Origin of the sequence: Pseudomonas citrullilanati (genome assembly GCF_030580855.1) — a bacterium.
Classification (GTDB): domain Bacteria; phylum Pseudomonadota; class Gammaproteobacteria; order Pseudomonadales; family Pseudomonadaceae; genus Aquipseudomonas; species Aquipseudomonas citrulli.
In genome coordinates, this window is sequence record NZ_JAUQOP010000002.1 from 207,120 (window position 1) to 233,343 (window position 26,224).

Annotated in this window: 27 protein-coding genes; 14 read left to right on the plus strand and 13 right to left on the minus strand. The window is 66.4% G+C overall.

The features are described 5' to 3' along the window. Positions 1-9: 9 nt before the first annotated feature. The 4 genes from Q6A48_RS02465 to Q6A48_RS02480 all read right to left on the minus strand — a co-directional run bounded on the left by Q6A48_RS02465 (position 10) and on the right by Q6A48_RS02480 (position 5,823). Positions 10-351 (minus strand): carboxymuconolactone decarboxylase family protein, encoded by a 342-nt coding sequence (locus Q6A48_RS02465; RefSeq protein WP_014340738.1) that lies wholly within the window; start codon positions 349-351, stop codon positions 10-12. Between the two features lie 104 nt (positions 352-455). Then, positions 456-2,861 (minus strand): penicillin acylase family protein, encoded by a 2,406-nt coding sequence (locus Q6A48_RS02470; protein ID WP_304551705.1) that lies wholly within the window; start codon positions 2,859-2,861, stop codon positions 456-458. Positions 2,862-3,208: 347 nt separating this feature from the next. Continuing rightward, on the minus strand, positions 3,209-5,323 hold the full coding sequence (locus Q6A48_RS02475; RefSeq protein ID WP_304551706.1) for a type III effector: 2,115 nt from the start codon (positions 5,321-5,323) through the stop codon (positions 3,209-3,211). Positions 5,324-5,334: 11 nt separating this feature from the next. Beyond that, positions 5,335-5,823 (minus strand): type III secretion system chaperone family protein, encoded by a 489-nt coding sequence (locus tag Q6A48_RS02480; protein ID WP_304551707.1) that lies wholly within the window; start codon positions 5,821-5,823, stop codon positions 5,335-5,337. A gap of 164 nt (positions 5,824-5,987) precedes the next feature. On the opposite strand from Q6A48_RS02480, the gene Q6A48_RS02485 reads away from it, so the two are divergent. After that, positions 5,988-7,112 (plus strand): transglycosylase SLT domain-containing protein, encoded by a 1,125-nt coding sequence (locus Q6A48_RS02485; protein WP_304551708.1) that lies wholly within the window; start codon positions 5,988-5,990, stop codon positions 7,110-7,112. Positions 7,113-7,155: 43 nt separating this feature from the next. On the opposite strand, the gene Q6A48_RS02490 is transcribed toward Q6A48_RS02485, so the two are convergent. After that, on the minus strand, positions 7,156-8,313 hold the full coding sequence (locus tag Q6A48_RS02490; protein ID WP_304551710.1) for a serine hydrolase domain-containing protein: 1,158 nt from the start codon (positions 8,311-8,313) through the stop codon (positions 7,156-7,158). 142 nt (positions 8,314-8,455) lie between these two features. Here Q6A48_RS02490 and Q6A48_RS02495 point away from each other — a divergent pair, with 142 nt between their 5' ends. Beyond that, entirely contained in the window at positions 8,456-9,685 is a 1,230-nt protein-coding gene (locus tag Q6A48_RS02495) for a cytochrome P450 family protein (protein ID WP_304551712.1), read from the plus strand. A gap of 53 nt (positions 9,686-9,738) precedes the next feature. Here Q6A48_RS02495 and Q6A48_RS02500 read toward each other — a convergent pair whose 3' ends face one another. Together Q6A48_RS02500 and Q6A48_RS02505 are read right to left on the minus strand one after the other, a co-directional pair. Further along, complete coding sequence (locus Q6A48_RS02500) at positions 9,739-10,329, minus strand: GNAT family N-acetyltransferase (RefSeq protein ID WP_304551713.1); 591 nt, start codon at positions 10,327-10,329, stop codon at positions 9,739-9,741. Beyond that, positions 10,326-10,862, minus strand: coding sequence for an RNA polymerase sigma factor (locus Q6A48_RS02505; RefSeq protein WP_304551714.1), 537 nt, complete (start codon positions 10,860-10,862; stop codon positions 10,326-10,328). The genes Q6A48_RS02500 and Q6A48_RS02505 overlap by 4 nt, the downstream gene beginning before the upstream one ends. A gap of 341 nt (positions 10,863-11,203) precedes the next feature. Here Q6A48_RS02505 and sctW point away from each other — a divergent pair, with 341 nt between their 5' ends. The 12 genes from sctW to Q6A48_RS02565 all read left to right on the plus strand — a co-directional run bounded on the left by sctW (position 11,204) and on the right by Q6A48_RS02565 (position 22,294). After that, positions 11,204-12,307, plus strand: a complete 1,104-nt coding sequence (sctW, locus tag Q6A48_RS02510) for a type III secretion system gatekeeper subunit SctW (RefSeq protein ID WP_304551715.1) — start codon at positions 11,204-11,206, stop codon at positions 12,305-12,307. Then, positions 12,304-14,391, plus strand: a complete 2,088-nt coding sequence (gene sctV / locus Q6A48_RS02515; RefSeq protein ID WP_304551716.1) for a type III secretion system export apparatus subunit SctV — start codon at positions 12,304-12,306, stop codon at positions 14,389-14,391. The genes sctW and sctV overlap by 4 nt, the downstream gene beginning before the upstream one ends. A gap of 115 nt (positions 14,392-14,506) precedes the next feature. After that, complete coding sequence (locus Q6A48_RS02520) at positions 14,507-15,400, plus strand: FHA domain-containing protein (protein WP_304551717.1); 894 nt, start codon at positions 14,507-14,509, stop codon at positions 15,398-15,400. Next, positions 15,400-16,758: a FliI/YscN family ATPase gene (locus tag Q6A48_RS02525; RefSeq protein WP_304551718.1), complete on the plus strand. Its 1,359-nt coding sequence runs from the start codon at positions 15,400-15,402 to the stop codon at positions 16,756-16,758. Before Q6A48_RS02520 ends, Q6A48_RS02525 begins: the two co-directional genes overlap by 1 nt. After that, positions 16,745-17,164, plus strand: a complete 420-nt coding sequence (locus tag Q6A48_RS02530) for a hypothetical protein (protein WP_304551719.1) — start codon at positions 16,745-16,747, stop codon at positions 17,162-17,164. The genes Q6A48_RS02525 and Q6A48_RS02530 overlap by 14 nt, the downstream gene beginning before the upstream one ends. Beyond that, complete coding sequence (locus Q6A48_RS02535) at positions 17,157-17,717, plus strand: type III secretion protein (RefSeq protein WP_304551720.1); 561 nt, start codon at positions 17,157-17,159, stop codon at positions 17,715-17,717. Before Q6A48_RS02530 ends, Q6A48_RS02535 begins: the two co-directional genes overlap by 8 nt. A 1-nt stretch (position 17,718) precedes the next feature. Then, the gene (locus Q6A48_RS02540; RefSeq protein ID WP_304551721.1) at positions 17,719-18,837 is read left to right on the plus strand and encodes a FliM/FliN family flagellar motor switch protein; all 1,119 of its coding nucleotides are present in this window, start codon (positions 17,719-17,721) and stop codon (positions 18,835-18,837) included. Further along, positions 18,834-19,487 carry a type III secretion system export apparatus subunit SctR gene (sctR, locus tag Q6A48_RS02545; RefSeq protein ID WP_304551723.1) on the plus strand — a complete coding sequence of 218 codons (654 nt, stop codon included), beginning with the start codon at positions 18,834-18,836 and terminating at the stop codon, positions 19,485-19,487. Before Q6A48_RS02540 ends, sctR begins: the two co-directional genes overlap by 4 nt. A 9-nt stretch (positions 19,488-19,496) precedes the next feature. Continuing rightward, positions 19,497-19,751 (plus strand): type III secretion system export apparatus subunit SctS, encoded by a 255-nt coding sequence (gene sctS / locus Q6A48_RS02550; RefSeq protein ID WP_042731017.1) that lies wholly within the window; start codon positions 19,497-19,499, stop codon positions 19,749-19,751. Further along, on the plus strand, positions 19,751-20,548 hold the full coding sequence (sctT, locus tag Q6A48_RS02555) for a type III secretion system export apparatus subunit SctT (RefSeq protein WP_304551726.1): 798 nt from the start codon (positions 19,751-19,753) through the stop codon (positions 20,546-20,548). Before sctS ends, sctT begins: the two co-directional genes overlap by 1 nt. Before the next feature lie 15 nt (positions 20,549-20,563). Then, the gene (gene sctU / locus Q6A48_RS02560) at positions 20,564-21,664 is read left to right on the plus strand and encodes a type III secretion system export apparatus subunit SctU (protein ID WP_304551727.1); all 1,101 of its coding nucleotides are present in this window, start codon (positions 20,564-20,566) and stop codon (positions 21,662-21,664) included. Between the two features lie 108 nt (positions 21,665-21,772). After that, entirely contained in the window at positions 21,773-22,294 is a 522-nt protein-coding gene (locus Q6A48_RS02565; RefSeq protein ID WP_304551728.1) for a type III secretion system major pilin HrpA, read from the plus strand. 55 nt (positions 22,295-22,349) lie between these two features. Here Q6A48_RS02565 and Q6A48_RS02570 read toward each other — a convergent pair whose 3' ends face one another. From Q6A48_RS02570 to Q6A48_RS02595, 6 genes are read right to left on the minus strand one after another with little or no spacing between them, the layout of a single operon-like run. After that, on the minus strand, positions 22,350-22,799 hold the full coding sequence (locus Q6A48_RS02570) for a type III secretion system chaperone (RefSeq protein WP_304551731.1): 450 nt from the start codon (positions 22,797-22,799) through the stop codon (positions 22,350-22,352). An 8-nt stretch (positions 22,800-22,807) separates the two neighbouring features. After that, positions 22,808-23,185: a hypothetical protein gene (locus Q6A48_RS02575; RefSeq protein WP_304551732.1), complete on the minus strand. Its 378-nt coding sequence runs from the start codon at positions 23,183-23,185 to the stop codon at positions 22,808-22,810. A 6-nt stretch (positions 23,186-23,191) separates the two neighbouring features. Next, entirely contained in the window at positions 23,192-23,401 is a 210-nt protein-coding gene (hrpT, locus tag Q6A48_RS02580) for an HrpT family type III secretion system protein (RefSeq protein WP_304551734.1), read from the minus strand. Then, a complete protein-coding gene (gene sctC / locus Q6A48_RS02585) occupies positions 23,398-25,545 on the minus strand; it encodes a type III secretion system outer membrane ring subunit SctC (protein WP_304551736.1) in 2,148 nt (715 codons plus the stop codon). Before sctC ends, hrpT begins: the two co-directional genes overlap by 4 nt. Continuing rightward, positions 25,538-25,975 carry a type III secretion system chaperone gene (locus Q6A48_RS02590; protein WP_304551737.1) on the minus strand — a complete coding sequence of 146 codons (438 nt, stop codon included), beginning with the start codon at positions 25,973-25,975 and terminating at the stop codon, positions 25,538-25,540. Before Q6A48_RS02590 ends, sctC begins: the two co-directional genes overlap by 8 nt. After that, positions 25,962-26,186 carry a serine kinase gene (locus Q6A48_RS02595; RefSeq protein ID WP_304551738.1) on the minus strand — a complete coding sequence of 75 codons (225 nt, stop codon included), beginning with the start codon at positions 26,184-26,186 and terminating at the stop codon, positions 25,962-25,964. The genes Q6A48_RS02590 and Q6A48_RS02595 overlap by 14 nt, the downstream gene beginning before the upstream one ends. Positions 26,187-26,224 lie beyond the last annotated feature (38 nt).

A 26,224-nucleotide genomic window follows, 5' to 3' on the forward strand; every position in this document is an offset into this window, starting at 1 on the left:
CCCCGGCGCTCACTTTTTCAACGCGTCATGGGCCTCCAGTGCCCGCAGGGAGTAGATGTAGGCCGCGCCCGCATTCAGGGAGACCGCCGTGGCCAGGGTGGCGGCGATTTCTTCGCGGGTGGCGCCGGCCTTGATGGCGGCATCGGTGTGCACGCCGATGCACCCGTCGCAGCGAGTGGTGATCGCCACCGCGATGGAGATCAGCTCGCGGGTCTTGGCGTCGAGTACGTTGTTCTCGGCGGCGGCTTCATCCAGGGCCATGTAGGCCTTGACCATCTTCGGGTTGCTTTTGCCCAGGGCGCCGAAGGCGGACTTGATGGTGGGCAGCAGTTCGGACCAGTTATTGAACATTGCGTTGACTCCTCAAGAAGGGGACGGGGGTGTTGAACCTTGTAGTCTTGACCATCCTTGGCGAACAAGCGCGTGGGCGCTGAAAAAAACAGCCCCCCTGGCCGTCAAGGCGCCCGGGCCGGCAGCAACTTGAGCGTGCCGTGGGTGTTGGCCGTGACTTCTTCCTCGGCCAGGTGCGCCTGGTGATACAACCCCTCGATGTACGCCTCGGCCTGGTCTTCGTAATGCTTGTCGAATGGCACGCCGCTCTGGCCGACAGGGTTGATGGTGACACTGTGGCTCGGGTCGGCGAAGTCGATGATGCGCCGGGTGGATGGCCCGTAGGTCACCGGCCAGGGCGCGGGGCCGATCCGGGCGGAAAGGTTGTTGGGGACCTCATGCGTACCCGGTGCCGCAAACGGACCGACGTTGAAGAGCCGGTCCAGGGGCTTTTGCTGGCCCAGTGGGTGACCGTGGACCAGGGTGTGGGCCTTGCCCCATTGCCACTGGCTGGCATCCTCGCCCAGGGTGGCCTTGAGGTGGGCGATGCTTTTGCGCCAGGCGATGTTCACGATGTCGGCGCGGGTTTCGGTGCCCAGCGTGGAGCGATCATCCCACCAGGGTGAATCCGCCGAGGCCGCCAGGCGTGGCAGGGCGGCGTCGATGACCCGGGTCGACAACGCCGTGTCGAAGAAACCGTCGCCCAGTTCATCGCGCAGCGCCGCATCGGCCAGGTTGAACAGGAACTGGTTGAACAGCGTGGCGCTGATGGAATCGAGCGGGTAATCGCCGGGCCATTGGGCCAGCTGCTCCACCCATTTGCGTTCCTGCGGGTCGCTGACCCCCTCGCGCAGCGCCGGCAACAATGGCGCGAGCAGGCGAGGGCCGTAGGCGGTGGTCGTGCCCAGTTGCAGTTTCTGGGTGGTCTCGATGTCCCACTTTGCCTGTTTGTCGCTGAGCTGCTGGTTCAACTGCTGGCCGCGGTCGGCGAGGTTGTAGTAGCCCGGGATCTCGATGCCGCTGGCCGCCACCGGCTGGACGTTGGCCGAAAGGATATAGCCGCGCGCCGGGTTCTCTTCCTGCGGATTGCTGCTGAAGGGGTAGAACCCGTCCTTTTCCGCCTCGGCGCTGCTGCCGTCGAGCATGAACCCGGGTTTCACGCCGCTCGGCCGCCTGGGCAACTGCGCGGCGGCCCACCAGCCGATATCGCCCTTGGCGTTGGCCCAGACGACGTTCAGCCCCGGTGCGTGGATCTTGGCCGAGGCACCGCGCGCCTTGGCGAGGGTGTCGGCGCGGTTGAGCTGGTAGAAGGCTTCGAGGATCGGGTTGCGGCTCTCCAGGAAACCCCACCACATCGCCACCGGGGTCTTGCCGGCGTTGGCACCGAGGGCATCGTTGACGATCGGCCCATGGGGCGACTGGCGCAGCACCAGTGTCACCGGTGCCTGGCCCTTGACCGCGATCTGCTGTTCGCTGCGGGTCATGTTCACCCACCGGTCGCGGTACCAGACCTGTTCGGGATTGTCCGGGTTGACCTTTTCGGCAATCAGGTCCAGGTCATCGTTCTGGAACATGGTGATGCTCCAGCCGAAATCCTTGTTCATGCCCAGCGTCGCGAAGGGCATCAGCGCCTGGTAATGCCCGTAGAGTTCGAAACCGGGTGCCGACAGGTGCGCCTCGTACCACACCGAGGGCGCGGAGAAGCGAATGTGCGGGTCGCCCGCCAGCAACGGCTTGCCGCTGTGGGTGCGGCTGCCGGAGACCGCCCAGGCGTTGCTGCCTTCGAACTGCGGCAGGCCGTTTTCGCCCAGGGCCTGTTCGCTCTGGCCGGCCAGGGCGTTGAGGGCTTGCCAGTCGGCGGCGGCCAGGGGCAAGCCCGCCTTGCGCCCGTCGCCGAGCGCGCCCTGGGGTTGCCAATCGAGGTCGAAAATATCCAGGTAGCGGGCGCCCAGTTGGTCGCGCACATAGGTCAACAACGGTTCGGTGCGAAAGGCCGCGGCGAAGCTGTAGGCCATGTAGCCGGTGATGCTCACGGTGTCTTCGGCGGTGAACGGGCGCTTGGGAATACCCAGCACGTCGAACTCCAGTGGCCGGGCGTGGCTGTCCTGGTAAAGATTGATGCCGTCCAGGTAGGCCTGTATCGCGATCCACGCCGGGGCTTGCGGATCCTGCTCCGCCACATAGCGCGCGGCCCGCTCGCGGATCCGCAGGCTGCGCATCAGCTTGTCGGTGTCGAGCAGTTTCGGCCCCAGCACCTCGGCCAGCTCGCCACGGGCGAGGCGCCGCATGATCTCCATCTGGAACAGTCGGTCCTGGGCGTGGACATAGCCGAGGGCGCGGTACAGGTCGGTTTCATTCTCGGCGCGGATGTGCGGCACGCCACGCTCGTCGTAGCGCACGGTCACCGAGCCCTGCAGGCCTTGCAACTGCACGGTGCCCTGGCGGGTGGGCTGCTTGCTGTAGAGGTAGCCGCCGGCGACGATGACCGCAGTGACGACCAGTGACAGGAAGGCAACGAGGGTGCGTTTCATGGTGAGTCCTTATTCGGGTGACAGCGTTCCATCGTCTCGCTGTTGGTTGCCTGTTTAGCATAGGGTCGCTTCCTGGCGCATCGTCCATTGGAGGGATTTTCTCCAGAGGGCCCGCGAGCCGGCGTGTGGGCGCTGGAAAATCTCGGACAGCGAGCGGCGACCGATCCCAGGCCTGGCAAGGCTATCGTCGATGGCTGAAGCAATCACCCCGAGCCGTCGTCGAGGTGCAAGGGATGTCAGTCGGCGTGTGTCAGGAGGGCCGGCCGCAGGAGGTTCCCGCGACCGGTGATGGGAGGGAGGTTTCAGTCGGTGATCGCCGAGCCATCGAAGGATGGCCCGGCGGGTTCTCAGCTTGGCCGGGTGGTAGGTGCCGGTTCGTTGGACGGCCCGCCCTTGGCTGGCGCTTCGCCTCGTTCGGCCAGCTCCATCGTGTCGCCACCGCCGGTCTCCTTGGGCCGTGTCGTCACGCTCTTGATCCACTCTGCACCCACGTTAAGCCCGGCGACCGTGGCTTGCGGGACCAGTTGGGACGCGCCGCGAGTGACGTGGTAGGCGTTCTCGGCGACGCGTCTCGCACCCGGGGGTTGGGTATGGGGCAGGGTGTCCCGGTTTGGGTTCGTGACGTTCTGCCACGGGACGTTCGCGCGTGCGGTCAAGTCGTCGGTGCCGTCGTTCAGCGCTTTGTTTTCCAGCGGTGCCGCCACGCTGTTGGCGAAGAATGGCAGCAGGGTCAGGCCCGACGAGAAGAACGTCGTGATGATCTGCTGCATTTTTTCCAGCGTCTCGGCATCTTCCCCTGGCGCAGCGGCGTCTCCCACGGCGGTGCGCATGGTAATGCCTGCACCGACGCCAACGATTCGGTTGGCATAGTCACTGATATTGGTCATGTTGATCGGAAGCACTTTGCTCGATTCGGCAAGTGCCTTGGGCAGGAGCTCTTTCCATTCGCGGGTTTCGTTCTTGACCCGATAGGTTGGGATCTTCTCGTCACCGTGGGTTTGGGAGTACTTGGCCACTGCCTGGCCGCCAGCCATGAAAGCGCCGCCGACGGCGGAAGCCAGGCTACGGGCGCCGATGCCCGAAGCATTCACGCTGGAGAATTGATTCAAGGCTTCGCGTACCGCGTGGGCCGCACCGAAAGCGAGGTAGCCGGTGAAGTCGCCGCTGATGGTGCCAAAGTTATTGGCGTTTTGTTTGAGCAGGAAACCGGTGCGCTTGTCTTCCTGCGTCCTGTCGAGCGTCTCGCGTTGAGGGTTGGCGACCCGTCGGCCATCCACCGTGACCGTCTGCAGGGCCTTGGGGTACACCGCCAGCGGATCAACCTTCTCCAGGCCACTGCCGATGGTTTTATCGACGATGGTCTGGATGATCGGACGAGCGCTGTCGCTGACCACTTTATGGGCCGCTCCCAGGACGGCCGATGTACCCGCGGCATGGGCTGCGAGGTGTGTACCGGCGAGCTGCTCGTCGATCGCTGCGGTGCTGGCACCGAAGTGCGCCGAGGAGGCGAAGCCTTGCGGGATGCCCGCATCGGCAAATACCGCCAGCCCTGTCAGGAATCCGCTATGGGTCTTGAGGTCAGCGACATAGTCCTGGCGACCGACGTTCTTCAGTGCCGTGTCCAGCACTTCGTTTTTCTTCGTCGCAGTCGCCAGTTCGCTGGGTTTGTCATCCTCCTTTTCCACCAACTCTTCGAACTCCACCTGAACCTTGATCAGTTGGTTCAGTTCGGAAGTCGCCTGGTCCCGTTCGGGCTGGGACAGACTCTCGTTGTTCATCGCACTGCGCGCATGCTCGATGCGGCTTTCCATGAAGGTATTCAAGCGCGTGGGCAGCTCTTGCGTCATGGCGTGCATGACACCTTTGGCGTAACCGCGGAAGGCTGCATGGCTGCTTTGCAGATTCGTACGATCCTCGCCTTCCGGGGTGTTTTCGATGACTTCCTGGCACAACGAATGGTAGGCGCCGAGGGTATCGCCCACTCGCCCGCAGTGTTTGTCCCAGACGGCCTTGAAACCGCCGTCTTCTTTCTTGTCCTTGTCGCTCTTGCCCAGGTATTCGTTGAAGTCCTTGACGAACTCGACGGTTTCTTCCTGGCCCGACAGCATCGGGTGGGGGGTACCGCCGAGTTCGACCAGCTGCTTCTGTACATCCTGGTAGCTGGTCCCTGGCGCGAAGCCCAGGATCTTGGCCTCCAGGCTCATATGCTCACGTGCATAGCCGATGGGGTCGCTGTCGGGGTTTCGCTTGCCGAGGGTGTTGACCATCCCTGTCAGGCGCTGTTGCCGGGTCCTGAGGGTCTGTTGGGTCGTATCGCTCGGTTTTCCTTCGAAGTGATACGGGACCAGCGGCGTGGTGGAAGGACGGACCTGGCCGGACAGGCTGGTCCCTATCGGCGTGATTCGGTCGTCCTGGGGCAACGCCGCCGAGCTTGTGCTTCGTCCTACGGATAAATCTGGCATGTCGCGCTCTCCTAGATTGACAGGGCGTTGTTCAGCCCGTTGCTGCGGTGGGTGGGTTTGTGCGGGGTGGCTTTGGCGGCGTCGTTCGGGCTGGGGCCGTCGAAGAAATAGCCCTCCCGCCAGATCAGCGCCATGTCGGCGATGCCGCCCATGAGCCCCAGCAGGCGTTCGGCCGTGAGGTTGTCCAGGGGCACGTGGCCGATCAGGATCACCAGTTCGCTGTCGCGGTTGTAGGACAGGGACGGGCAGAACGGCCCGCTCAGCAGGTAGAGATTGGTTTCCAGCAGCCGTTGCAGGACCGCTTCGCGATTGGCTGTCGGCAGCGGCCCGAAGCTGGCGTAGATGAACACGTCGCCTTCACCCACGCTGGGGGTGTGCTTGAGGGAAAAGTCGACCTCCTTGACCGACAGGTTCGCCTGTTCGTAGAACGCCGACGGGGTGGGAATCATCGTGAGGGCACAGAGCTGATCGATCAGCTTGCAATAGGTGGGTGACGCCATGATTGACCTCGCATTGTCATCCAGGCGCGACGAGCGCCTGCTGCCCTCGTGAGTGACACCGGCGGCATTTCGGTTCCAACGCGCGTTGTCGTGCCGCCCGGGTGGGAACCGCCGGGCAGGGATCGGCCACCCATTGGCGCCACCTCATTCAAGGTTGATCGCCCATGTCCCGTTCACTTTCACGTTCGCCGGCCCTTCGCTTCGTCCCCCGGGGGTTGTCCATGTTGGCGATGGGGACCTTGCTGTACGGGTGCCAGCACCTCGAACCCCAGTTGACCATCGGCGATCCTTCCGCCAACGAACCCTATCGGTCGCAACTGCGCTGGCGCACGCCGGCGCCGACGGACACGATCGTCCAGATCGACGAAGTGTCCGCCCAGGGCGACGGTAGCCTGTGGGCGCGCATGCGCCAGGGGTTTTCGTTGCAGGCCAAGACCCGGGGCGTGGCGCGCATCGACGAGCAGCGCCGCTGGCTGATGGACCGCCCGGCCTTTCTCACCCAGACCGGGCGCGCCGGCAGTCGCTACCTGCACTTCATCGTCGGTGAGTTGAGCAAGCGCAACATGCCGCTGGAACTGGCCCTGTTGCCGGCCATCGAGAGTGGCTTCAACCCGAACGCGCAATCGCCCGCCCAAGCCATGGGCCTCTGGCAATTCGTCCCGGCCACGGGCCGCCGTTATCAGTTGCAGCAGCGCGCCGACTATGACGAGCGCCGGGATATTCCAGCCTCCACCCGCGCCGCCCTGGATTACCTGTCCTACCTGCACGACTACTTCGACGGCGACTGGCTGCTGGCGCTGGCCGCCTACAACGCCGGGGAAGGGCGCGTGCGCGATGCCATCACGCGTAACCAGGCCCGGGGCCTGGCGACCCACTATTGGGACCTGTCGCTGCCTGGCGAGACCCAGAACTACGTGCCACGGTTGCTGGCCCTGTCGCAGTTGGTGAATGCGCCCGCGGACTACGGCGTCGACCTGGTGCCCATTGCCGACCAGCCGTATTTCCAGATGCTTGCCCTGGCGCAGCCGGTGGACCTGGCGCACCTGGCGGCGCTGTCCGGTGTGCATGAGCGAGAACTGCGCATGCTCAATCCGGCGGGCCGAGGCCGGGCCAGTGGGCGCCTGCTGATGCCCATGGCGGCCTCGCGCCGACTGAGTGCGCAGCCGGACCTGATCGCCAGGGCCGCGCAACCCCGTGTGCCGGGCAACGAAGAGCAACGGGTCGCCGCGCCGGATACCGACGCGGTCGGGACGCAGGTCGCCGAAGCCAGCGTGCCCCCGGGAGCGTGAACAACGCCCGCCCCTGCCCGGGGCGAGGCGCTGGCCAGGCCCGTTACAGGCAGGCCGTCGCGACGTTGGCCAACTGCCGCCCGCGGGGGTCCATCAAGACGTAGGAGCCGATGGTATTGCAGGCGAAGCCGAACGAGACACCGCGCTCCGGATCGGCAAAACCGACCGTGCCGCCGGCGCCCATGTGGCCGAAAGCCTCGCTGCCCATGCCATAGCTGCCGTTCGCCACGTTCGGCTGGTCGAGCATCACGCCCAGGCCGAAGCGCGCCGGGGTCTGGAGCGTCGGGTCGTACTCGGCGCTGTGTTCACGCAGCATTTCATTGAGCAGCGGCGATTCCAGCAAGCGCCCGTCGAGCAGGCCGGCGTAGAACGTCGCCAGGCTGCGCGCGTTGCCGTGGCCATTGGCGGCCGGTTGGGTCATGCGTTTCCAGCCGGGTTCGTTGCTGCGTCCCAGCACCATCGGCGGGTTGGCGAAGGCCAGGGAACTCATGGCCGTCGGTTCGGTGAGCACGTCGTGGAGCACCCGGCCGAAGGCGTCGTCGTCGATGTCCTCCTTGGTCCGCGCCATGTAGGCACAGCGCGCCATGGTCGCGTCGTCGAGGCCGAGGTGAAAGTCCAGCCCCAGGGGCGCGGCCACCCGGCGGCAGATGCTTTGCGCAGGGGCCAGGCCATCCACCCGGCGCAGCAGTTCACCCAGGATCCAGCCGAACAGCAGCGGCGAATAGGTCTGCCGTTCGCCGGCGGCGGCCCAGGGTTGTTCACTGGCAATCAGCTGCGCCATGGTGTCCCAGTCGTACAGGGTTTCCGGCGCCAACGGTGTGCGCAACGCCGGCAACCCGGCCCGGTGGCAGAGCACCTGGCGCAGGGTGATCGAAGCCTTGCCGGCGTCGGCGAAGGCCGGCCAGTGCTCGCACAGCGGTGCATCCAAAGCCAGGCGGCCTTCGCCCACCAGTTGCATGATCGCCACTGCCGTGAAGGGCTTGGTGCAGGAGAACAGGTTGAGCAGGGTGTCGCGTTGCCAATGGCGCTCGGGTTCGGGCCCGGCCTGGCCGGCCCAGAGGTCGATGACGGTGTCGCCGTCGATCTGCATGCACAGGGCGGCGCCGCGTTCGAAGGGGCTTTGCATCAGTTCGATAAAGGCCGCCCTGACCGGTTCGAAGCGAGGGTCGCAATGGCCATGGACTACGGGTGCGCGCGTCATGTCAGCTCCAGGAATGGGGGAAGGTCACTCCTGAGTGAGCGCGGCGGTGTAAACGGTTCACCGGTTTGCGAGGCCTGGTCGATGGACCTTTTTCCCACGCCGGGCCACTCAGTGGCAACGAACCTGTCTTTGGAGCCTGCCCATGGCGTACGAGCGCACCCTTGATTTCAACAGCCTCGATTTCAACAGCGACGCATTTCGCAGCGCGGCCTACCGGCACTATGCGGCGTTGCGCGAGACCGCGCCGGTGTTCCTCAGCCAGCCGCAGGGGCAGTTGCCGATCTGGTACGTCACCGGTGCCCGGGAGGTCGAGACGGTGCTGTTGGACAGCGAGCGCTTTGCCCGCGACCCGGCCCGGATCAGTCCGCAGTTCGCGGCGATGATGGGCGGCGAACAGTCCATCGCGTTTCTCAACGACCACATGCTCAACCGCGACGGCGAGCGCCATCGCCGCTTGCGGCGCCTGGTGAACAAGGCGTTCACGCTGAAGGCGGTCAATGCCATGCGCCCGCGCATCGAGCAGGTCGCCGAGACGTTGCTGGACGCAGTAGGGCCGGGCGGGCAGATGGACGTGGTGAGCCAGTACGCGTTTCCCTTGTCGATCATCGTCATCGCCGAACTGCTCGGCGTTCCCGCCCGGGACCGGGACGATTTCCGCCGCTGGTCCCACATGATCGTCCAGCAGGTCGGGCACGACTTGAGTAAGCTGCAGCGTTGCTACGGCGAGTTCGCGGCCTACATGCTGGCCTTGATCGAACAGCGTCGGGCGCAGCCCAGCGACGACCTGGTGTCGGCGCTGGTGCAGGTCGAGGAAGAGGGCAACGTGCTTGGCAGCAGCGAGCTGTGCAGCATGATCGCCCTGCTCATCATCGCCGGGCATGAGACGGCGGCGTCGATGATCGGCAATGCGGTGCACGTGCTCGTGCAGCATCCCCAGACACTGGCTCAATTGCGCGACGAACCCGGGTTGATGCCCGCTGCCGTCGAAGAGTTGTTGCGCTTCGACTCGTCGGTGGAGCGGGCCATGGTCCGCTTCGTCACCCGGGACACCGAGTTGGCCGGACAACGCTTGCAGCGCGGGCAGTTATTGATGGCGGTGGTGGGCTCGGCCAATCGTGACGAAGCGCTGTGTGCCCGGCCGGATACCCTGGACATCACGCGCCCGGCCTGCCCGCACCTGTCGTTCGGCAAGGGTACCCACCATTGCCTGGGCGCCTCGCTGGCCCGGCAGGAACTGGAAATCGCGCTGAACACCCTGCTCCGGCGCTGCCCGGGGTTGCAACTGGCGGTGGCGCCCGACGCCGTGCGCTGGCGCTATGTGCCCAACTTCAGGGGGCCGGAAGCCTTGCCCGTGCGCTGGTCGGTGGATTGACGGGCCCGGGTGGGTGGGGCCCGCCCGGCAACCCTGCCGGGCGAGCCCTGACGTTACGCCGGGATCGCCTGCGCCTCCTGCGCGCGTGCGCCTGCGTGGGCTGAAGCGTCCGCTGTCAGGTGCAAGCCGTACAGGACCACATCGGCACGGGTGTCGGCGAATCGGGCAATGCCCGGAAACCGCCCCCATTGCGTCGCGCCCAAGCCTTGCACGCCGCGCTTGCTGGCTTCGTTATGCTCGATGATCCAGGCCACCAGCGTCTCGAAGCCGTACCGCCTGGCCAACACGACGGCGGCCTGGCCGAGGCGAATGCCGACGCCGCTGCCCACGTGGTCGTGGCGCACGTAGATCGACACCTCGCCGGTCAAGCGACAGGCCTGGGCACCCCAGCTGAAGCGATTGACGATCAGCCAGGCGACGACTTCGCCCCCGCGTTCCAGCACATAGATCGGATCGCCCTCCTTGACGAAACAATCGACGAAGAAGGTCATTTCCTTCAGGGAAAACGCTCTGAGCACGGGGGAACTGGTGCCCCCCAGAGCGCTTTCGTTGAAGATATCCGTCATCACCGGCAAGTCGTCGGGCGTGTAGCGACGTACCCCCTGGGGCAGGTCGGGTCGGCTGTTCAAGCGGTTGGTGCTCATGATCGGGCTTCTCCATAGACGCTTCTCTTGAGTTGTTCGCGGGCACGGAACAACCGTGAACGCACGGTTCCGATGGGCACGCCCAGCCGTTCGGCGGCGTCGCGGTAGCTGCTCTCGGTGTCCACGGCGGTCCACAAGGTCTCGCGCATGTCCTTGGGCAGCGCATCCATGGCCGACAGCGTGCGGTCCAGCAGCCGACGGTTGTCGCACAGCTCGCTCAGGTCGACGTCGTCACTGGATTCGTGGAACTCGCTCTCATCGAATGTGCTCAGCGGCGGCTGCGCGTAGTAGCGGCGGAAATGGTTGCGGATCAGGTTCAGGGCGATCCCGCACAGCCAGGTGTCCGGCTTTGCCAGCCCCTTGAATTTCTCCTGGTTGCGCCAGGCCTCCAGGTAGGTGAGCTGGATGAGGTCGTCGGCGTCATCCTGGTTGAGCACACGCTTTTGTACGAACAGACGCAGTTTGCGCTCCTCGCCAAAGGTCATGCCTGGCGAGGAGGTTTTCGGGGGTGACACGAGGTTCAGACTGCTCATCGATGAATCCCTCTGAAATAGGTGCATAGCGTCGATCGGATGTCGACAACCCCTATCAGCAGGACCTGTGCCAAGCCGGTTTTATGGTTTATCTGATTGATAGATAAGGTTTTTTATTTAGAGCCTTGGCTCTATCTGTGCAGGGGCGTGCACAGCGGGCCCGAGCGCCACTGCAATAATTTGCACCGCCCCGGCCGGTGCAAAAGGGCCACTTCGCCTGTCCCTGGCATCGGCCGGAAAACACCCTGGGCACGGATGGAACCGAACAGCGGAGCGCTGCCACCTATTGAGCGTCCGAAACCACGTCCCTGGTCATCATGAAAGTAGAAGCACCGACAAACATGCGCATTGCCGTCAATCTCGCCCAGGCCGCTTCGGCCGTGGCGGGCCTGGGCAAGCCTGTCGAAACGCAGCAGGCCGTGCAGTCCAATTCGATGGAGGAGGTCGGCATGACCTTCAGCCATCACGTGGAGCGCAACACCAAGGCCCTGAGCCAGCGGCGCATACGCAACGCCCGCAGCGAAGTGGGCCAGGCGCGGGTCGAGACGCGTGAGCAATTGGAAGAGTGGTACGACCAGCTTGGCCATCCCGGCAAGCAAAGCCTGAGTGCCATGGCGGCCCAGGCCGGGACCCTGCTCTACAGCGAGCCGGTGCTGGAGGACGTGGTGCAAGCCACCGGGGGGGACCCGGCCCGCACCGACCTGATCCTGCAAGCGGTGTTACGCGAGGCCGAGGCGCAAGGCCGGCGGATCGAAGCCCGGCGTGCCCGCGATTACCTGCAATTGCTGCGCGAACAATACGGCGCGCAGATCCAGGCCGGAATGAACATCGCCGAGGCATTGCGGGCGGCGGGCGGCGACCCGCAATTGCGCCAGGCGGTGCGCCGGCTCTACTACGACACCGTGGTGCTCAAGCAGTCCCTGCCCACCATGATGCAGGCATTGCTCGGCCTGTTCGGCGAAGCCGCCTTCGTGTCGGGGTTGGACATGATGCGCCGGGCCCTGGCGGACGACATCGCTGCGCAGACCCCATCGAGCCCCACCGCCAAGTTGCGCACGCTGCTAATCGGCCTGGCCACTTCGACCCAGCTCGGCAGCGTGTTGCACAGCTGCCGGCAGTTGCTGGAACAGTTGGCGGGCAGTTGCCCGGCCAGCCAGCTCACGGCGGTGCTGTTGCTCCAGCGCATGCTCGGGGTGGCGGCCAGTGGTTTGTCGGCGGCCGAAGTACGCCGCATCGGGCGGGAGCTCGGCGGGGAGCGGGAGCGCGATCAACTGGTTTCCCTGAACGGCTTGTATTCGATGCTCAAGCGCTTGCCGCTGGCCCTCTGGCGTGACGCCAAGAGTCGGCAGGGCGCATTGAAGAATCTATTGGTGCTTCTGGATGAACGGTCCCGCGGCGAGATCCGCGGGCAGACCGCCGCGCCGGTCGTGGGGGTGCACTCATGATCGCCCTGTTGAACAAAGTCGCCAGCGGGGCGGTACGGCGCATCGAAGTGGCCGGGGCGTTCGTGGTGCTGGGCATCGTGTTCATGCTGATCCTGCCGCTGCCGACCCCGGTGGTCGATGCGCTGATCGCCGTCAACATCTGCATCTCCTGCCTGCTGATCGTGCTCTCGTTGTACCTGCCACGCCCATTGGCGTTCTCCTCGTTCCCGGCAGTGCTGTTGCTGACGACGCTGTTCCGGCTGGCCCTGTCGGTGGCGACCACCCGGCTGATCCTGCTCCAGGGCGACGCCGGGCATATCGTCCAGGCGTTCGGCAACTTCGTGGTCGGGGGCAACCTGGCGGTCGGGCTGGTCATCTTCCTGATCCTGACGGTCGTCAACTTCCTGGTGATCACCAAGGGCTCCGAACGTGTCGCCGAGGTGGCGGCGCGCTTTACCCTGGACGCGCTGCCGGGCAAGCAGATGTCCATCGACAGCGATTTGCGCGCCAACTTGATCGATGTCGCCGAAGCGCGACGCCGGCGCGAGGAACTGAACAAGGAAAGCCAACTGTTCGGGGCGATGGACGGGGCGATGAAGTTCGTCAAGGGCGACGCCATCGCCGGCCTGGTGATTGTCGTGATCAACCTCATCGGCGGTTTCTCGGTGGGCATGATGCAGCACGACATGGGCGCCTCCGAATCGATGCACCTGTATTCCGTGCTGACCATCGGCGATGGCCTCATCGCGCAAATTCCTGCACTGCTGATTTCCCTCACCGCCGGCATGATCATTACCCGGGTGTCGCCGGAAGGGCAGCCGGCGGGCAGTAGCGTCGGCAAGGAAATCGCCAGCCAGTTGACCGCCGAACCGAAGGCCTGGGTGATCGCGTCGGTGGGGATGCTGGGCTTCGCCGCACTGCCGGGCATGCCGACGCTGGTGTTCATCGTCATCGCCCTGATCACCGGGACCGCCGGGATCGTCCAGTTGTATGCCCGCGCACGGCAGGCGCGGCAGGGCGAGCACGCGCCGGAGACGGTGTCCCCCGAGCACAACGGCGCCGAAGACCTGCGCAGCTTCGACCCGACCCGCGCCTATCTCTTGCAGTTTTCCAAGGTCATGCAAGGCAACCCGGCCACCGAAGAAGCGATCCAGGCGATCCGCAAGAAACGCAACGGCTTGGTGGCTGGATTCGGCCTGACGTTGCCGCCGTTTGAAATCGAATACAGCGCGCTGCTGGATGACGACGAATGTCGCTTCTGCGTGCATGAAGTGCCGATGCTGCGCGCCACCTTCAGCGAGCGCATGGCCGTGGCCCGTGGGCCCCTGCCGTTCGAACCGCGGGACGCCCAGGTCGGCAGCGAGGCGCGCGACGAGCAACAGTGGCTATGGTTGCTGCCCGACGACCCGCTGCTGGCCGACGAGCGTGTGGAAACGGTGTCCGCGACCGAGTTGCTGGTGGAGCGGATGAGCCGGGCCATGTTCGCCACCGGCCCGCAGTTCCTCGGCCTCCAGGAAAGCAAGTCGATCCTCAGTTGGCTCGAAGCCGGCCAGCCGGAGCTCGTCCAGGAGTTGCAACGGACCATGCCGCTGGCGCGTTTCGCCGCGGTGCTGCAACGCCTGGCCGGGGAGGGGGTTCCGCTGCGCGCGGTGCGCCTGATCGCCGAATCGTTGATCGAACACGGGCAGCACGAACGGGATGTCGGCGCCTTGACCGACTACGCCCGTATCGCCCTGAAGTCGCAGATCTATCACCAGTACCGCGACGCCGAAGGCCTGCATGCCTGGCTGCTGACGCCGGAAACCGAAACGCTGTTGCGCGAGGCGCTGCGCCAGACGCAGACGGAAACTTTCTTTGCCCTGGAGAGCGGGCACACCCGGGCGCTGGTCTTGCAGTTGCGCGAAGGCTTTCCATTGCGCGCCAAGCGCGTGGCCGTGTTGTTGGTGGCCCAGGACCTGCGGGCACCGCTGCGCGACCTGTTGCGCGACGAGTTCAATCACGTGCCGGTGCTGGCCTACAGCGAGTTGAACAGCAACGCCCAGGTCAACGTCCTGGGCCGCTTCGATCTCGAGCAGGAACAACTGCGGGTGGAGGACGCCGCCTGACCGCCGTCGGTCCAGCCGCGTCACGGGTGGCGTCCAGGTGCATGCGATGGCCTGGCGCAAATAACAAGGGCGGGCGCTTCGTGCGTCCCGCCTCAGACAGGTGAAGGAGTTGGCCATGTTCGAGCTGCGGGTATTGAGTGGTCTGCACCGGGGTGCGGCCTTGCCGTTGGTGGGCGACGAATGGGTGGTCGGGGCGGCGGAGGACGCCGACCTGGCGCTCTACGATCCAGGCGTCTGCGCCCGCCACGTACGCGTGGGCCGGATCGAGGAACAATGGCGGCTGGAACTGCTGGAAGGCACGGTGTGCGATGCCCAGGGCCAACCGTGGACCGCCACGGCGCCGCTGGCGGTCAATGCGCCTTTCGTGGTCGCCGGCATCTGGTTGTGCCTCGCCCCGGCCGACCAGCCATGGCCCCAGGACGCGACGCTGGAGGAGGCCATGCCGGCGGCGGGCGGCCCGGACAATCCGAAACCCGCTGCCCGGCCTTGGTGGCTGCGGCGCCTGGCCATCGCCGCCGCCGTGATCACCGTGGCGTCCAGTGCCTGGGCCTTTACCAGCCAACCGGCGCAGACCGTGGCGCCGGCTGCGGCCCCATCGCTCAAGCGCAGCAAGGTGACGTTGGACAACGTCGCGGCGGCGCGCCTGGAGCTCGACCGCATGCTGCAGGAGCGCGACTTGGCGGCGCAGGTGCAGGTCGAGGCGCGGGACGATCGGCTGGTGCTGGTGGGCGAGCTGCCACGCCAGCGCGTGGCGGTTGTCGAGCGCCTGGTGGAGCGTTTCAACGAGCGCTACGAGACGTCGGTCCCGGTCACTGCCGATGTGCGCGAACACCTGTCGCAGTTGCCGTTCCAGATCGCCCAGATCGTGGGGGGCAAGCGCGGTCATGTCGTCACGTCCGACGGCCGCCGGTTGTTTCTCGGCGACCAGATCGATGGCTTGCGCCTGACCGCCATCGGCAACGACAAGGTGACCTTCGAGGGCGACCAGCGCTACGAGGTGACCTGGTGATGACCCACGCGACGGCGGCACGCTTGCAGGCCTGGGAGGCCGGGCAACGGGCACGCTTGCAGCGGTTCGCGCCGGTCGCGGTGCGCGGGCGGGTGCAACGGGTCAACGGCATCCTGTTGCAATGCCGGCTGCCCGAGGCGCAGATCGGCGACCTGTGCCGGGTCGAGCGCGATGGCCGTGAGCCGTTGCTCGCCGAGATTGTCGGCTTCGACCAGCACGATGCCTTGCTCAGCGCGCTGGGTGGCCTGGAAGGCGTGCGCGTGGGTGCGACGGTGGAGCCGCTGGGCATGCCGCATCGGGTGCAGGTGGGCGCGCACCTGCTGGGCCAGGTCCTGGATGGCTTTGGCCGGCCACTGGTGGACGGTGGCGCCGGCGCGTTTGCCGACGCCTCGGTGCTGAATGCCTCGGTGGTGATTGGCGAAGCTCCCGCGCCCACCGCCCGACCTCGCATCCAACACGCCCTGACGACCGGCGTGCGGGCCATCGACGGCCCACTGACCCTCGGCGAAGGCCAGCGCGTGGGGCTGTTCGCCGGCGCCGGCTGCGGCAAGACCACGTTGCTGGCGGAGATCGCCCGCAACGTCGATTGCGACGTCATCGTGTTCGGCCTGATCGGCGAGCGCGGACGCGAGCTGCGCGAATTCCTCGATCACGAACTCGATGACGAGCTCAGGGCCCGGGCAGTGCTGGTGTGCGCCACTTCCGACCGCTCCAGCATGGAGCGCGCCCGCGCGGCCTTCACGGCGACGGCGCTGGCCGAAGGCTTCCGGGCCGAAGGCCGGCGCGTCCTGCTGTTGATCGATTCGCTGACCCGGTTTGCCCGGGCCCAGCGTGAGATCGGCTTGGCCGCCGGTGAGCCGTTGGGCCGGGGCGGCCTGCCGCCTTCGGTCTACAGCCTGCTGCCGCGCCTGGTCGAGCGCGCCGGGCTGACCGATGGCGGGGCCATCACCGCGCTGTACACGGTGCTGATCGAACAGGATTCGATGAACGATCCCGTGGCCGACGAAGTGCGTTCGTTGCTCGACGGCCACATCGTCCTGTCGCGCAAATTGGCTGAGCGCGGGCATTACCCGGCCATCGATGTGTTGGCGAGCCTGTCGCGCACCCTGGCCAATGTGGCCGAGGCGGAGCACCTGCGGGCGGGTATCAACCTGCGTCGATTGCTGTCGGCCTACGAACAGATCGAACTGATGCTGCGCCTGGGCGAGTACCAGGCCGGCGCCGACCCGCTGACCGACCTGGCGGTGGAATCACGCGGCGCCCTGGACGCCTTCCTGCGCCAGGACCTGCGCGAGCCGGAACCCTGGCCGTCGACCCTCGCGCACCTGCAACAGTTGACCGCCTATGTCCCGAGCTGATCTGGATGCCCTGGCGCCGGTGCGCCGTCACCGCGAAGCGCAGGCCGAACGGGCGTGGCGACAGGCCCGCGACCTGCTGCGTGAGCGCGAAGCCGAAGCCACGGCGGCGCGGGCGCAATGGCAGGCTGCCCGTGAGCGCCAGGCGGTGCAGCGCGCGGCGTTGTGCGACGAGCACCGCGGGCGGGCGCTGAGTGTGGTCGAGCTGAACGCCTGGAGCACCCAGGAACGCCGCCTGATGGGCGAGTTGGCCGAGCAAGCCCAGGGCGTGCAGGCGCTGGACGCTGCCCAGGCCCGGCAGGCACAGGACACTGAGGCGGCCCAACAGCGCTTGCGCGGGCGCCGCCGCGACCTGGAAAAACTCAAGGCGCTGATGGAGCGCCTGGCGCAGGAACCTTGCGATGAATGAACGTCCCCTACGGCATGAGCCGATCCCTCGCCACGAGCCGCCGGCAGCGCCGGCCCACCCGCCGTTTCGCGGGTATGAGCCGCCGGCCCAGGTGAGCCGGCTGACGCGCCCGGCGCCGCGCGATCCCGCGCCCCGTACCGACGGCGATCCCGAGGCCGCGATCGGCCGCAGCGATGGTTACTGGTTTCGCCAATGGGTCGATGCGCCGGACGGCGGCTCGCAGCAGGACACCGCCGGGGCGGGCTCGCTGTCAGGCCTGGTGGGCCTGGACGGCGGTGACGTGGAGGCGTTTGTCGATCAACTCACGCCGCGCTTGCGCGCCACCCAGGACCCGCAACTGGACCTGCTGCTGCACCTGCCGCACCTGGGACGGATCAAGGTGCAGGCACGACGGCTGGACGGTGGCTGCGCCTGGGACATCGGCCTGAGTGGCGAAAGCGAGGAAGCACAGGCGCGGTTGTCGAGCCGAAGCGGACATCTCGAAGACGCCTTGGCGCAGAGCCTGGGCCAACCGGTCACTGTGCGCGTGACGCGCCTAGAGGGAGATGACTGACATGAGCGCATGTGCATTGGCGCTGCCATCGATCGGCGCCGAAGAGGCCGTCGCCCGCCAACGGCTGGGGGCGGGCGTCGAATTGCCGTTCGACGTGGCGGGGCAGGCCGGGCGGTTGGCGTTGACCCTGGGCAATGGCCCCACCGGCGCAACACCGTGTGCGATCGAGTGTGCCCACGGTGCTTTTACCCTGGGCGAGCCCGGCGCGGTGCTGAGCCTGTTCGGCGAGTGCCCGGTGGTCTTGCCCGCCGAGCCGGGAGCGGATGACGAATGGTTCTGGTCGCTGTTTCACCAGACCCTGAGTGAAGCCTTGCGCCAGGCCTTCGGTTTTCTCAAGCCGCTGACCGCGGCCGGGGGCGGTGGCATTGCCTGTCGGCTCGAAGTTCGCCTGGGGGTGGCTTGCGTGGTCAGCCACCTGGACATACCCGGCCAGACCCTGCTCGGCCTGCTCGACGCCGCGCCTTGGCAGCGGCGGGTCGCACCGTGGGCCGAACACGTCGTCCTGCGGGTGCCGCTGCTGGTCGGGCACCTGGCGCTGGCCGCCGGCCAGCTCGCTGCCTTGCGCCCCGGTGACGTGGTGATACCCGAGACACACCTATTCGATTCATCCGGCCAGGGCCTGGTGCGCCTGGGCCGGCATTGCTTGCAGGTGCGGGTGCACAGCCACGCCGCGCCGTTGCACCTGACCGTACTCGCGCTCGAGGAGACCGACATGAGCACCACCGCCGACACCGACATCCTGACGCCCGAATGGGATGACACCGCTCGCTACACCCCCGACGACCAGGCTCCCGAGGCGTTCGACCCGGCCGGCCTGGACCCGGTCCAGGCCGGCATCGATGCCGAAGCCGAAGACGCAGCGACGGCCCCGCCGCTGGCCGCCGACCTCCGCGAGCGCTTCGACGATCTGCCGCTGGCGCTCACGGTGCGTTGTGGTCACTTGAGCCTGACCTTGGGCGAACTGCGTAACCTGGCCCCCGGTGCGGTGCTACAAGTACAGGGCGTGGCGGCGGGGGCCGGGTCCCTGTTCCATGGCGAACGGCCCCTGGCCCATGGCGAGCTGGTGGAGGTCGACGGCCGGCTGGGCCTGCAGATCGTCCGCGTGGATGTGGCTGGATGAGCTTCCAGGGGGTCGACCCCTTCCTGCTGGCGCTGTTCATCGGCGGGATCTCCCTGGTCCCGCTGTTGCTGATCATCTGCAGCGCGTTCCTCAAGATCGCCATCGTGCTGACCATCACCCGGAACGCCATCGGCGTGCAGCAGGTGCCGCCGAACATGGCGCTGTATGCCATCGCCCTGGCCGCGACGCTGTTCATCATGGCGCCGGTCGGCCACAACGTCGCCGAAGCGCTCAAGGAACGGCCGCTGGATTTCAGCAACACCGAGGCGTTGCAGGATTCGGCCCTGAACGCGATCAAGCCGCTGCAAGCCTTCATGTCGCGCAACACCAACCCGGACATCCTCACCCACCTGCTGGAGAACACCCAGCGGATGTGGCCGAAGGAACGTGCCGAGCAGGCCAGTCGCGACGACCTGATGCTGCTGATCCCGGCGTTCATGCTGTCGGAGCTGGAGGCTGGCTTCCAGATGGGGTTCTTGATCTACATCCCGTTCATCGTCATCGACCTGATCGTGTCCAACCTGCTGCTGGCGCTCGGCATGCAGATGGTCGCGCCCATGACCATTTCGTTGCCGCTCAAGTTGCTGGTCTTCGTGCTTGCCCAAGGGTGGACGCAGCTCCTGGACAGCCTCTTCTATTCCTACCTGTGAGGACCTGCGATGGACGCGATGACGCTGTTCAAGGAAGGCATGTTGCTGGTGGTCCTGCTCTCCGCGCCGCCACTGATCGTGGCGGTGCTGGTGGGGGTGCTGACCTCGCTGGTGCAGGCCCTGATGCAGATCCAGGACCAGACGCTGCCGTTCGGCATCAAGCTGGTGGCGGTCGGGCTGACCCTGCTGGTGACCGGGCGCTGGGTGGGTGGGGAATTGATGGGGTTGCTGCGCCGGGCCTTTGAAATGATGGCCAACACCTGATGGCGGCCTCGGCGTTCCTGCCTTACTTCGACCTGCTGCTGTCGGTGGCGCTCGCCATGGCGCGTATCTACCCGGTGGCCTACCTGGTGCCGGTGTTCTGCTTCCAGCACCTGCGCGGCTTGCCACGCCACGCCATCGTGTTCGCCTTGAGCCTGTTGCCGGCCCCGGGGATCCGCCAGGCGTTGATCGACGCCCAGGTCAACTGGCTGACCCTGGGCGGGCTGATGGTCAAGGAGCTGATACTGGGCCTCCTGCTGGGGGTGCTGCTGGCGATGCCGTTCTGGCTCTACGAGTCGGTGGGGGCCTTGCTCGACAACCAGCGCGGCGCGCTCATCGGCGGCCAGTTGAACCCGGCGCTGGGCACCGACACCACGCCGTTGGGCCACCTGTTCAAGGAGATGATCATCCTGCTGTTGGTCGCCACCCTGGGCATCGGCACCCTGACCCAGGTGATCTGGGACAGCTACCTGGTCTGGTCGCCCACGGTCTGGTTTCCGTTGCCCGGGGCGGATGGCTTCGGCGTGTTCCTCGGGTTGCTCGCCGAGATGTTCATGCACATGCTGCTCTACGCCGCGCCGTTCATTGGCTTGTTGCTGCTGGTGGAGTTCAGCCTGGCGCTGCTCAGCCTGTACAGCCCGCAACTGCAGGTGTTTGTCCTGGCCATGCCGGCCAAGAGCCTGATCGGCCTGGGCTTCCTGCTGTTCTACCTGCCCACGCTGTGGGACGCGATGACCGGCCGCCTCCTGCGCTACGGGGAAATCCGGCACCTGCTCGACCTGCTGTTGCAGGCGCCCTGAGGAAGGAGGTCGCCAATGAGCGAAGACAGTGGCGAAAAGACCAAGAGCGCGACGCCGAAGAAGATCCGCGACGCCCGCAACAAAGGCCAGGTCGGCCAGAGCCAGGACCTCAGCAGCCTGCTGGTGCTCGCGGCCATCACCGAGGTGGCGTTGACGCTGGCCGACGACAGCATGCAGGCGCTGCAAGACCTGGTGGCCTTTCCGCTGCATCGACTGGATGTCGACTTCGTGCGGGCCTTCGAGGAAACCCTGGCCCACGCCGGCAGCGTGCTGCTCGGTTTCACCCTGATGACCGTGGGGCTGGCGATCGCCACGCGGCTGGTGGCCGGCTGGATACAGTTCGGCTTCCTGTTCTCCCCCGAGGCCCTGCGCCCCGACCCGAATCGCCTGAACCCGATGAACCAGGCCCAGCAGATGTTTTCCGGGCAAGCGTTGATCAACCTGTTCATGGGGTTGGTCAAGGCCGCGTTCATCGCAGCCGTGCTGTACCTGGTCACGATGCCGGCGCTCGGGGCGCTGATCAGCCTGGTCAACAGCGACCTGCAGACCTATTGGCGCGGCTTGGCCAGCCTGTTCCGGCACATCATGCACACCTGCCTGGGGGTGTTGCTGGTGCTGGCGATCGTCGACTTCGGCCTGCAGAAGTACTTTTTTGCCAAACGCCTGCGCATGAGCGAGGAAGAGGTGCGCAAGGAGTTCAAGGAAATGGAGGGCGACCCGCACGTCAAGATGCACCGTCGCAACCTGGCCAAGCAGTTGGCCGGGCAGCCCGCCGAGAAGGAAGCCAAGCCGGTGGAAGACGCCGACATGCTGGTGGTCAACCCCACCCACTTCGCCGTCGCGCTGCGTTACCGGCCCGAGGAAACCGCGCTGCCGCAGCTCATCGTCAAAGGCGTCGATGCCGAGGCCCGTGCGCTGATCGAGCGGGCCAAGGCCGCGCGGATCCCGGTGATCCAGTGCATCTGGCTGGCGCGCACGATCTACCGCGAAGACGTCGGCGGCTTCATCCCCCGCGAGACGCTCCAGGCGGTGGCGCACATCTACCGGGTGCTGCGGGAGCTGGACGACGAGGCCAAGGACGAGGTCATCGAAATTCCGGAGTTGAACCGGCGCTGAGATCACGGGATGGAACCGATCGCCACTCGGCCGCCACTCAGGGGATGAGCCGGATTCGCCCGACAAGCCCGGCGAATCGTCCGTGATGAACCCACCGGAGAATCTCCCATGCCCCATGACCCAAGCCCTATCGGGCGCACAGGTGCCCTGCACGGGGTCGACAGCGCCCAGTCGTCCAGCTCGTCTTCATTGAGCCAGCAGCCCCTCGAAGCACAACAACGCCGCACCAGCCAGAGCTTGCAGGCGCGGGGACGATCGTCCTCGACGCCGCCGACGTTGCATCAGCGCGGCCGAACCCGCACGCGGGAGGCCGACCGCCAGGCCCGCGCCAGGTCCCATACCCCCGAGCCGAGACCGTCCAGCGACACCGATGCACCGACACCGCCAGCGGCACCCGCCTCTGCGCAAACGCTCATGAGTGACATGGAGGCCCGCCAGAAACAGTTGATGGAGCGCCAGTTCGAACTGCAGATGGGCATGGAGGAACGCCAGGCGGCGATGCTGCAAGTCAAGACCGCCGCGGACATGAGCAAGCTGATGGCCGATACGGTGAGCGAGGTCACCAAGGGCTTCCTGGACAGCGCCCGGAAGGTCATGCAGGAAGGGGGCGAAGCGATGAAGCTGCGTTGAGGCCCAGCGCGGCCCCGCGCCCCGCCCGGCTTGCCCGGTGGGGCGCGAGGGCCGTTCAGCCCAGACGGGTGCGGTTTATCGCGAGGGACGCCGGACGCGGCTCGCCGGGCTTGGCCAGGTCGAGGATGCGTGGACGCACTTCGTTGACCTGGGCGACGAACCCCACGACCCAGTGGCAGAAGCGCGTCTCGTCGAGCGTCGACAACGCGCTGTGGGCACACAGGCGCACGCAGGCCTTGTCGTCCAGGGCCAGCCAGCTGCCGCCGAGCAGGTCCAGGCGAAAGTTGAGTTCCAGCAGGCGCTTGTGCAGGCCGGGTGCGTGGGCCGTCACCTCGATCGCGCAATGCAGGATGGCCATGTCGCTGTGCTCGGGCAATTCGATGACCACCGCTTCACGGTCGGCCTTGTCATAGAGCGCGCACACGCCGTCCTCCAGTTGCAAGTCCGCGTGCAGGTGGTCGGCGAGGGCCGAGATCAAACGTTGGGCGAGCGGGGCGGCGGTCATGGCGGGCCTCAGTAGGTGGCCGGACGGTCGTCAAGGTCTTCCAGGCCCAGCAGCGACAGCTGTCGGGACTGGATCTCGTCGAGCAATCCAGGGGTGATCGATGAGTCCGGCAGCGCCTGCCATACCACCAGCGCGCGCTGCGGGTCGAGGAACACGAACAGCTGGGCGTATTCCAACGGGTTGGCGAAGCGTCGTTCGAGCGCTTGCTGGATCTGGTTGGCGCGTAGCACCTGGCTTTGTACTTGCAGCGCGAGCCCCACGCTGTGAGGCTCGCGTCTCAAGCCGAACTCGATGCCGGGGGCGATCTCCCAATACGTCGCGATGCCGGCGATGATGTTCTTTTGAAAAGCTTGGCGAGTGCTTGCGTTGTGCACCGAGAAAGACATGCCGATTCAGTTCTCCAAAGGGACGACGGTATGGTCGAGGGGGTGTTCGGGGGAGCCGAGGCCGCCACGCATGCCGGGCGACCACCATACGACGATGCGCGCGTGGTCGGGTTCGGCACGCTCGCAGGATTCGGCCTGGCAGCCCGAGCGGCTGGCACAGCCGGCGAATACCGGCAGGCTCAGGAGTACGGCGAGCAGCAGCGGTGTGCGACTCATGGGGTCATCCTCGCGGTGGTTTGCAACAGGGAAGGGCGCTCGCCGCCCGGCACCCGGGTGGGCTGGTTCATGACCACGAACACTTCGGTTTCTTCGCCGGGTTCGAGCCACACTTTCGGCCAGGCGGTCGCGGCCAGGGTCCAGCGGCTGCCGCAACTCGCTTCGTCGAAGCGCAGCCGCCGCTGGCCATCGTTGCGCACCACGCCCACGGCGATGCCGTAGTCGGGACCGGCGAACCATTGGGCCCGGGCGGCATCCAGCGTCAAGCCGGGCTGCAAGGCGCACAGTGTCTCGGGGGAATAGGGAATCGAATCGGCCTGCTTGAACGTGGCCGGGATGTTGCCGTCGGCCAGTCGGGCAAGCACGTCGCTGACCTCCAGGCGACCCACCGGGCGCTTGCCGTTGCGCCGCTCTTCCACACGCGCCATCGCGCTGTCGACCTGTGCGCGGTCGAGGGTCGAGATGTAGCGGGCCGGGTCGACCTGGTCGCCTATCAGGCGTGGCGTCAGGATGAACACCCGCTCCCGGCGATTGGTCTCGCGGGTGGTCGAGGAGAACAGCAACGGCCCCAGCAGCGGAATGCGTCCCAGCCAGGGCACCCGTTCCAGGTTGTCGCCGGTTTCCTCGGTGTGGAAACCGCCCACCACCAGCGAGCGGCTTTCACTCATGACCGCCTGGGTGCTGACCACGCCGCGCCGCACGCTGGGCGTCTGCTGGCCCACTTCCGAGGGTTCGATGCGGCCGTCTTCGATGTCCAGGGCCATCTGGATCTGCTTGTGCCCGCCGGTCTCGATGGCATGCGGCACCACCTGCAGGCTGGTGCCGGCGGTGATGGGTTCGATGTTGGCGACGCGCTCGCCGATGGCGGAGAGGTATTCGGTACGGCTGAAATCGATGACCGCCGGCTGGTTCTCCAGGGTCAGTACCGAGGGATTGGCGACCACCGTGGCCAGGCCGCGCCCCTCCAGCGCGCGCAATTGCGCGGAGAAGTCACCGTAGTCCTGGATGAATACCGTCGAGCTGGCCCCGGGGCGCAGCATCGAGGCGCCGCCGATCAGGTCGCCACTCTCGACGTTCCAGTTGGAGGCCAGTTCGGCCAGTTGGGTGCGGTCGATGTCCAGGATGATCGCGTCGATTTCCACCAGCTTGCGCGGCACGTCCACGTCGCGAATCAGCGGGGTATAGATCTCCCGTCGCTTGGGCGCGTCGTAGATCAGCACGGCGTTGTTACGCACGTCGGCTTCGACGCGGATCTTGCCGCGGCTTCCCCCGCTGCTTTCGCCGGGCTGCACGCGCGTGGTGTTCGGCCGGCCCATGCCGTTGAACGCCAGTTGTTCGATGTTGCCCATGGCCATCGACTGGTTGGCCTGCATGTTCTGGAAGGACGCCTGTGGCAGGGCCGTGGGCGCGGCGCCCGAGGTCGAACCGCGGTTTTCCAGCAGGCCCCGCAGGATGCTGGCGACCCCGGGAATGACCAGGGTTTCGCCCCGGTACTTTATGTTGCGGTCGGCCGCTGTGGCGTAGCGCAGCGGGAAGCTGATGACTTCCTGCTTCTCTTCGGGCGTCTTGCGTGCCTTGGCGAACTGCGTCACCAGGCGCACGTAGCGCTCGGGACCGGTGATCAGCACCACGCCCTCGTCGGGCAACTCGCCCCAGCCGAACCGCGGGTCCAGCAGGCCGATATCGGTCAGCGCCTGTTTCATGTCCGGCCCGGCATCGGCGGACACTTCCAGGCGCTTGGAGCGCTGGTTCTGCAACGGGCTGACGTACAGGCTGTTGCCGTACACGAACCACTGGAAGCGATTCTCCAGCCCGAGCCGGTCGAGGAACGCCTGGGGGCTTTCCGCGCGCATCCGGCCTTCCACCGTGCCCTTGACGGTGCCGTCGATCACCAACTGCACGCCGAAGGTGTTGGCGAAATCGTCGAGCACCTTGGTCAGCGGCGTGGCCTGGGCGTCATAGGCATAGGGGGTGTTTTTCCAGTCGGTGGGCACGGCTGCCAGGGCCGGCGTCGCCAGGCCGAGGGTGCCGGCCAGCATCAGCGCGACCAGCGAGGGGCTCGCCCAGCGCGAGGCGATCAATTGGCGGAGGCGAGCGTTGCCTTCGGTCATCAAGCGGTACGGCGTAAACCACGGGTTAGGCATGGCGCAGTCCTGTTCCGGAAAAATAGGTGGGCGAGGGCCGTCGCGCCACGGGCGCCGCTGCGCCACGCGGGGCTTTGTGAAGGATCGATTGCCAGGTGTCGCGTTGGTTGAGCAGGGCTTCGAGCAACTCCATCAGGTCGTCGACATGCCCGTGCGCCGCCAACTGCGCCACCAGCCATAACCGGGCGTCGTGGGGCGAACGCGCCAGCGCACCGGGAAATCGCGACAGGCTCGGGTGGGCCAGCCGGAGCACCTCTTCCAGGGCCGACTCGCTGGACACCGAAGCGGACAGCTCGACCGACAGCAACAGCACGTCTTCGAGTTTGTCGAAGATGACCTCGCCGTCGTCGATGACCAGGACGAAAGGCGCAGGCTCCTCGGCCCCGGCGCGCCAGCGGATCAGTTGTGCGCGCAGCTCATGGCATTGCATCGATGATCGCCTTGGCGAGGTTGTGGTGGGCCGTGGTCTGTTGGGTGGCCGCCGTCACCGCCACCGACATGCCGTTCATGCTGGTGAGGAAGGTGTGCATGTCGTCGAGGGACTGGCTCTCTGCGGCGTTCATCGCCGCGTTGTTGACGTTGTCGGTGGCGCGCTGGAAGTAGGTGTCGAGGCGGCGTTGCAGGGCATCGATAGAAGACATAAACGGTTCCTCCGGACTTGGGCGTGTTCACCGGGTGA

Bases quoted from the DNA above. Each gene is read 5' to 3' on its own strand.
- Q6A48_RS02465 (WP_014340738.1), bottom strand. From the start codon at position 351: ATGTTCAATAACTGGTCCGAACTGCTGCCCACCATCAAGTCCGCCTTC.
- Q6A48_RS02470 (WP_304551705.1), bottom strand. From the start codon at position 2,861: ATGAAACGCACCCTCGTTGCCTTCCTGTCACTGGTCGTCACTGCGGTC.
- Q6A48_RS02475 (WP_304551706.1), bottom strand. From the start codon at position 5,323: ATGCCAGATTTATCCGTAGGACGAAGCACAAGCTCGGCGGCGTTGCCC.
- Q6A48_RS02480 (WP_304551707.1), bottom strand. From the start codon at position 5,823: ATGGCGTCACCCACCTATTGCAAGCTGATCGATCAGCTCTGTGCCCTC.
- Q6A48_RS02485 (WP_304551708.1), top strand. From the start codon at position 5,988: ATGTCCCGTTCACTTTCACGTTCGCCGGCCCTTCGCTTCGTCCCCCGG.
- Q6A48_RS02490 (WP_304551710.1), bottom strand. From the start codon at position 8,313: ATGACGCGCGCACCCGTAGTCCATGGCCATTGCGACCCTCGCTTCGAA.
- Q6A48_RS02495 (WP_304551712.1), top strand. From the start codon at position 8,456: ATGGCGTACGAGCGCACCCTTGATTTCAACAGCCTCGATTTCAACAGC.
- Q6A48_RS02500 (WP_304551713.1), bottom strand. From the start codon at position 10,329: ATGAGCACCAACCGCTTGAACAGCCGACCCGACCTGCCCCAGGGGGTA.
- Q6A48_RS02505 (WP_304551714.1), bottom strand. From the start codon at position 10,862: ATGAGCAGTCTGAACCTCGTGTCACCCCCGAAAACCTCCTCGCCAGGC.
- sctW (WP_304551715.1), top strand. From the start codon at position 11,204: ATGCGCATTGCCGTCAATCTCGCCCAGGCCGCTTCGGCCGTGGCGGGC.
- sctV (WP_304551716.1), top strand. From the start codon at position 12,304: ATGATCGCCCTGTTGAACAAAGTCGCCAGCGGGGCGGTACGGCGCATC.
- Q6A48_RS02520 (WP_304551717.1), top strand. From the start codon at position 14,507: ATGTTCGAGCTGCGGGTATTGAGTGGTCTGCACCGGGGTGCGGCCTTG.
- Q6A48_RS02525 (WP_304551718.1), top strand. From the start codon at position 15,400: ATGACCCACGCGACGGCGGCACGCTTGCAGGCCTGGGAGGCCGGGCAA.
- Q6A48_RS02530 (WP_304551719.1), top strand. From the start codon at position 16,745: ATGTCCCGAGCTGATCTGGATGCCCTGGCGCCGGTGCGCCGTCACCGC.
- Q6A48_RS02535 (WP_304551720.1), top strand. From the start codon at position 17,157: ATGAATGAACGTCCCCTACGGCATGAGCCGATCCCTCGCCACGAGCCG.
- Q6A48_RS02540 (WP_304551721.1), top strand. From the start codon at position 17,719: ATGAGCGCATGTGCATTGGCGCTGCCATCGATCGGCGCCGAAGAGGCC.
- sctR (WP_304551723.1), top strand. From the start codon at position 18,834: ATGAGCTTCCAGGGGGTCGACCCCTTCCTGCTGGCGCTGTTCATCGGC.
- sctS (WP_042731017.1), top strand. From the start codon at position 19,497: ATGGACGCGATGACGCTGTTCAAGGAAGGCATGTTGCTGGTGGTCCTG.
- sctT (WP_304551726.1), top strand. From the start codon at position 19,751: ATGGCGGCCTCGGCGTTCCTGCCTTACTTCGACCTGCTGCTGTCGGTG.
- sctU (WP_304551727.1), top strand. From the start codon at position 20,564: ATGAGCGAAGACAGTGGCGAAAAGACCAAGAGCGCGACGCCGAAGAAG.
- Q6A48_RS02565 (WP_304551728.1), top strand. From the start codon at position 21,773: ATGCCCCATGACCCAAGCCCTATCGGGCGCACAGGTGCCCTGCACGGG.
- Q6A48_RS02570 (WP_304551731.1), bottom strand. From the start codon at position 22,799: ATGACCGCCGCCCCGCTCGCCCAACGTTTGATCTCGGCCCTCGCCGAC.
- Q6A48_RS02575 (WP_304551732.1), bottom strand. From the start codon at position 23,185: ATGTCTTTCTCGGTGCACAACGCAAGCACTCGCCAAGCTTTTCAAAAG.
- hrpT (WP_304551734.1), bottom strand. From the start codon at position 23,401: ATGAGTCGCACACCGCTGCTGCTCGCCGTACTCCTGAGCCTGCCGGTA.
- sctC (WP_304551736.1), bottom strand. From the start codon at position 25,545: ATGCCTAACCCGTGGTTTACGCCGTACCGCTTGATGACCGAAGGCAAC.
- Q6A48_RS02590 (WP_304551737.1), bottom strand. From the start codon at position 25,975: ATGCAATGCCATGAGCTGCGCGCACAACTGATCCGCTGGCGCGCCGGG.
- Q6A48_RS02595 (WP_304551738.1), bottom strand. From the start codon at position 26,186: ATGTCTTCTATCGATGCCCTGCAACGCCGCCTCGACACCTACTTCCAG.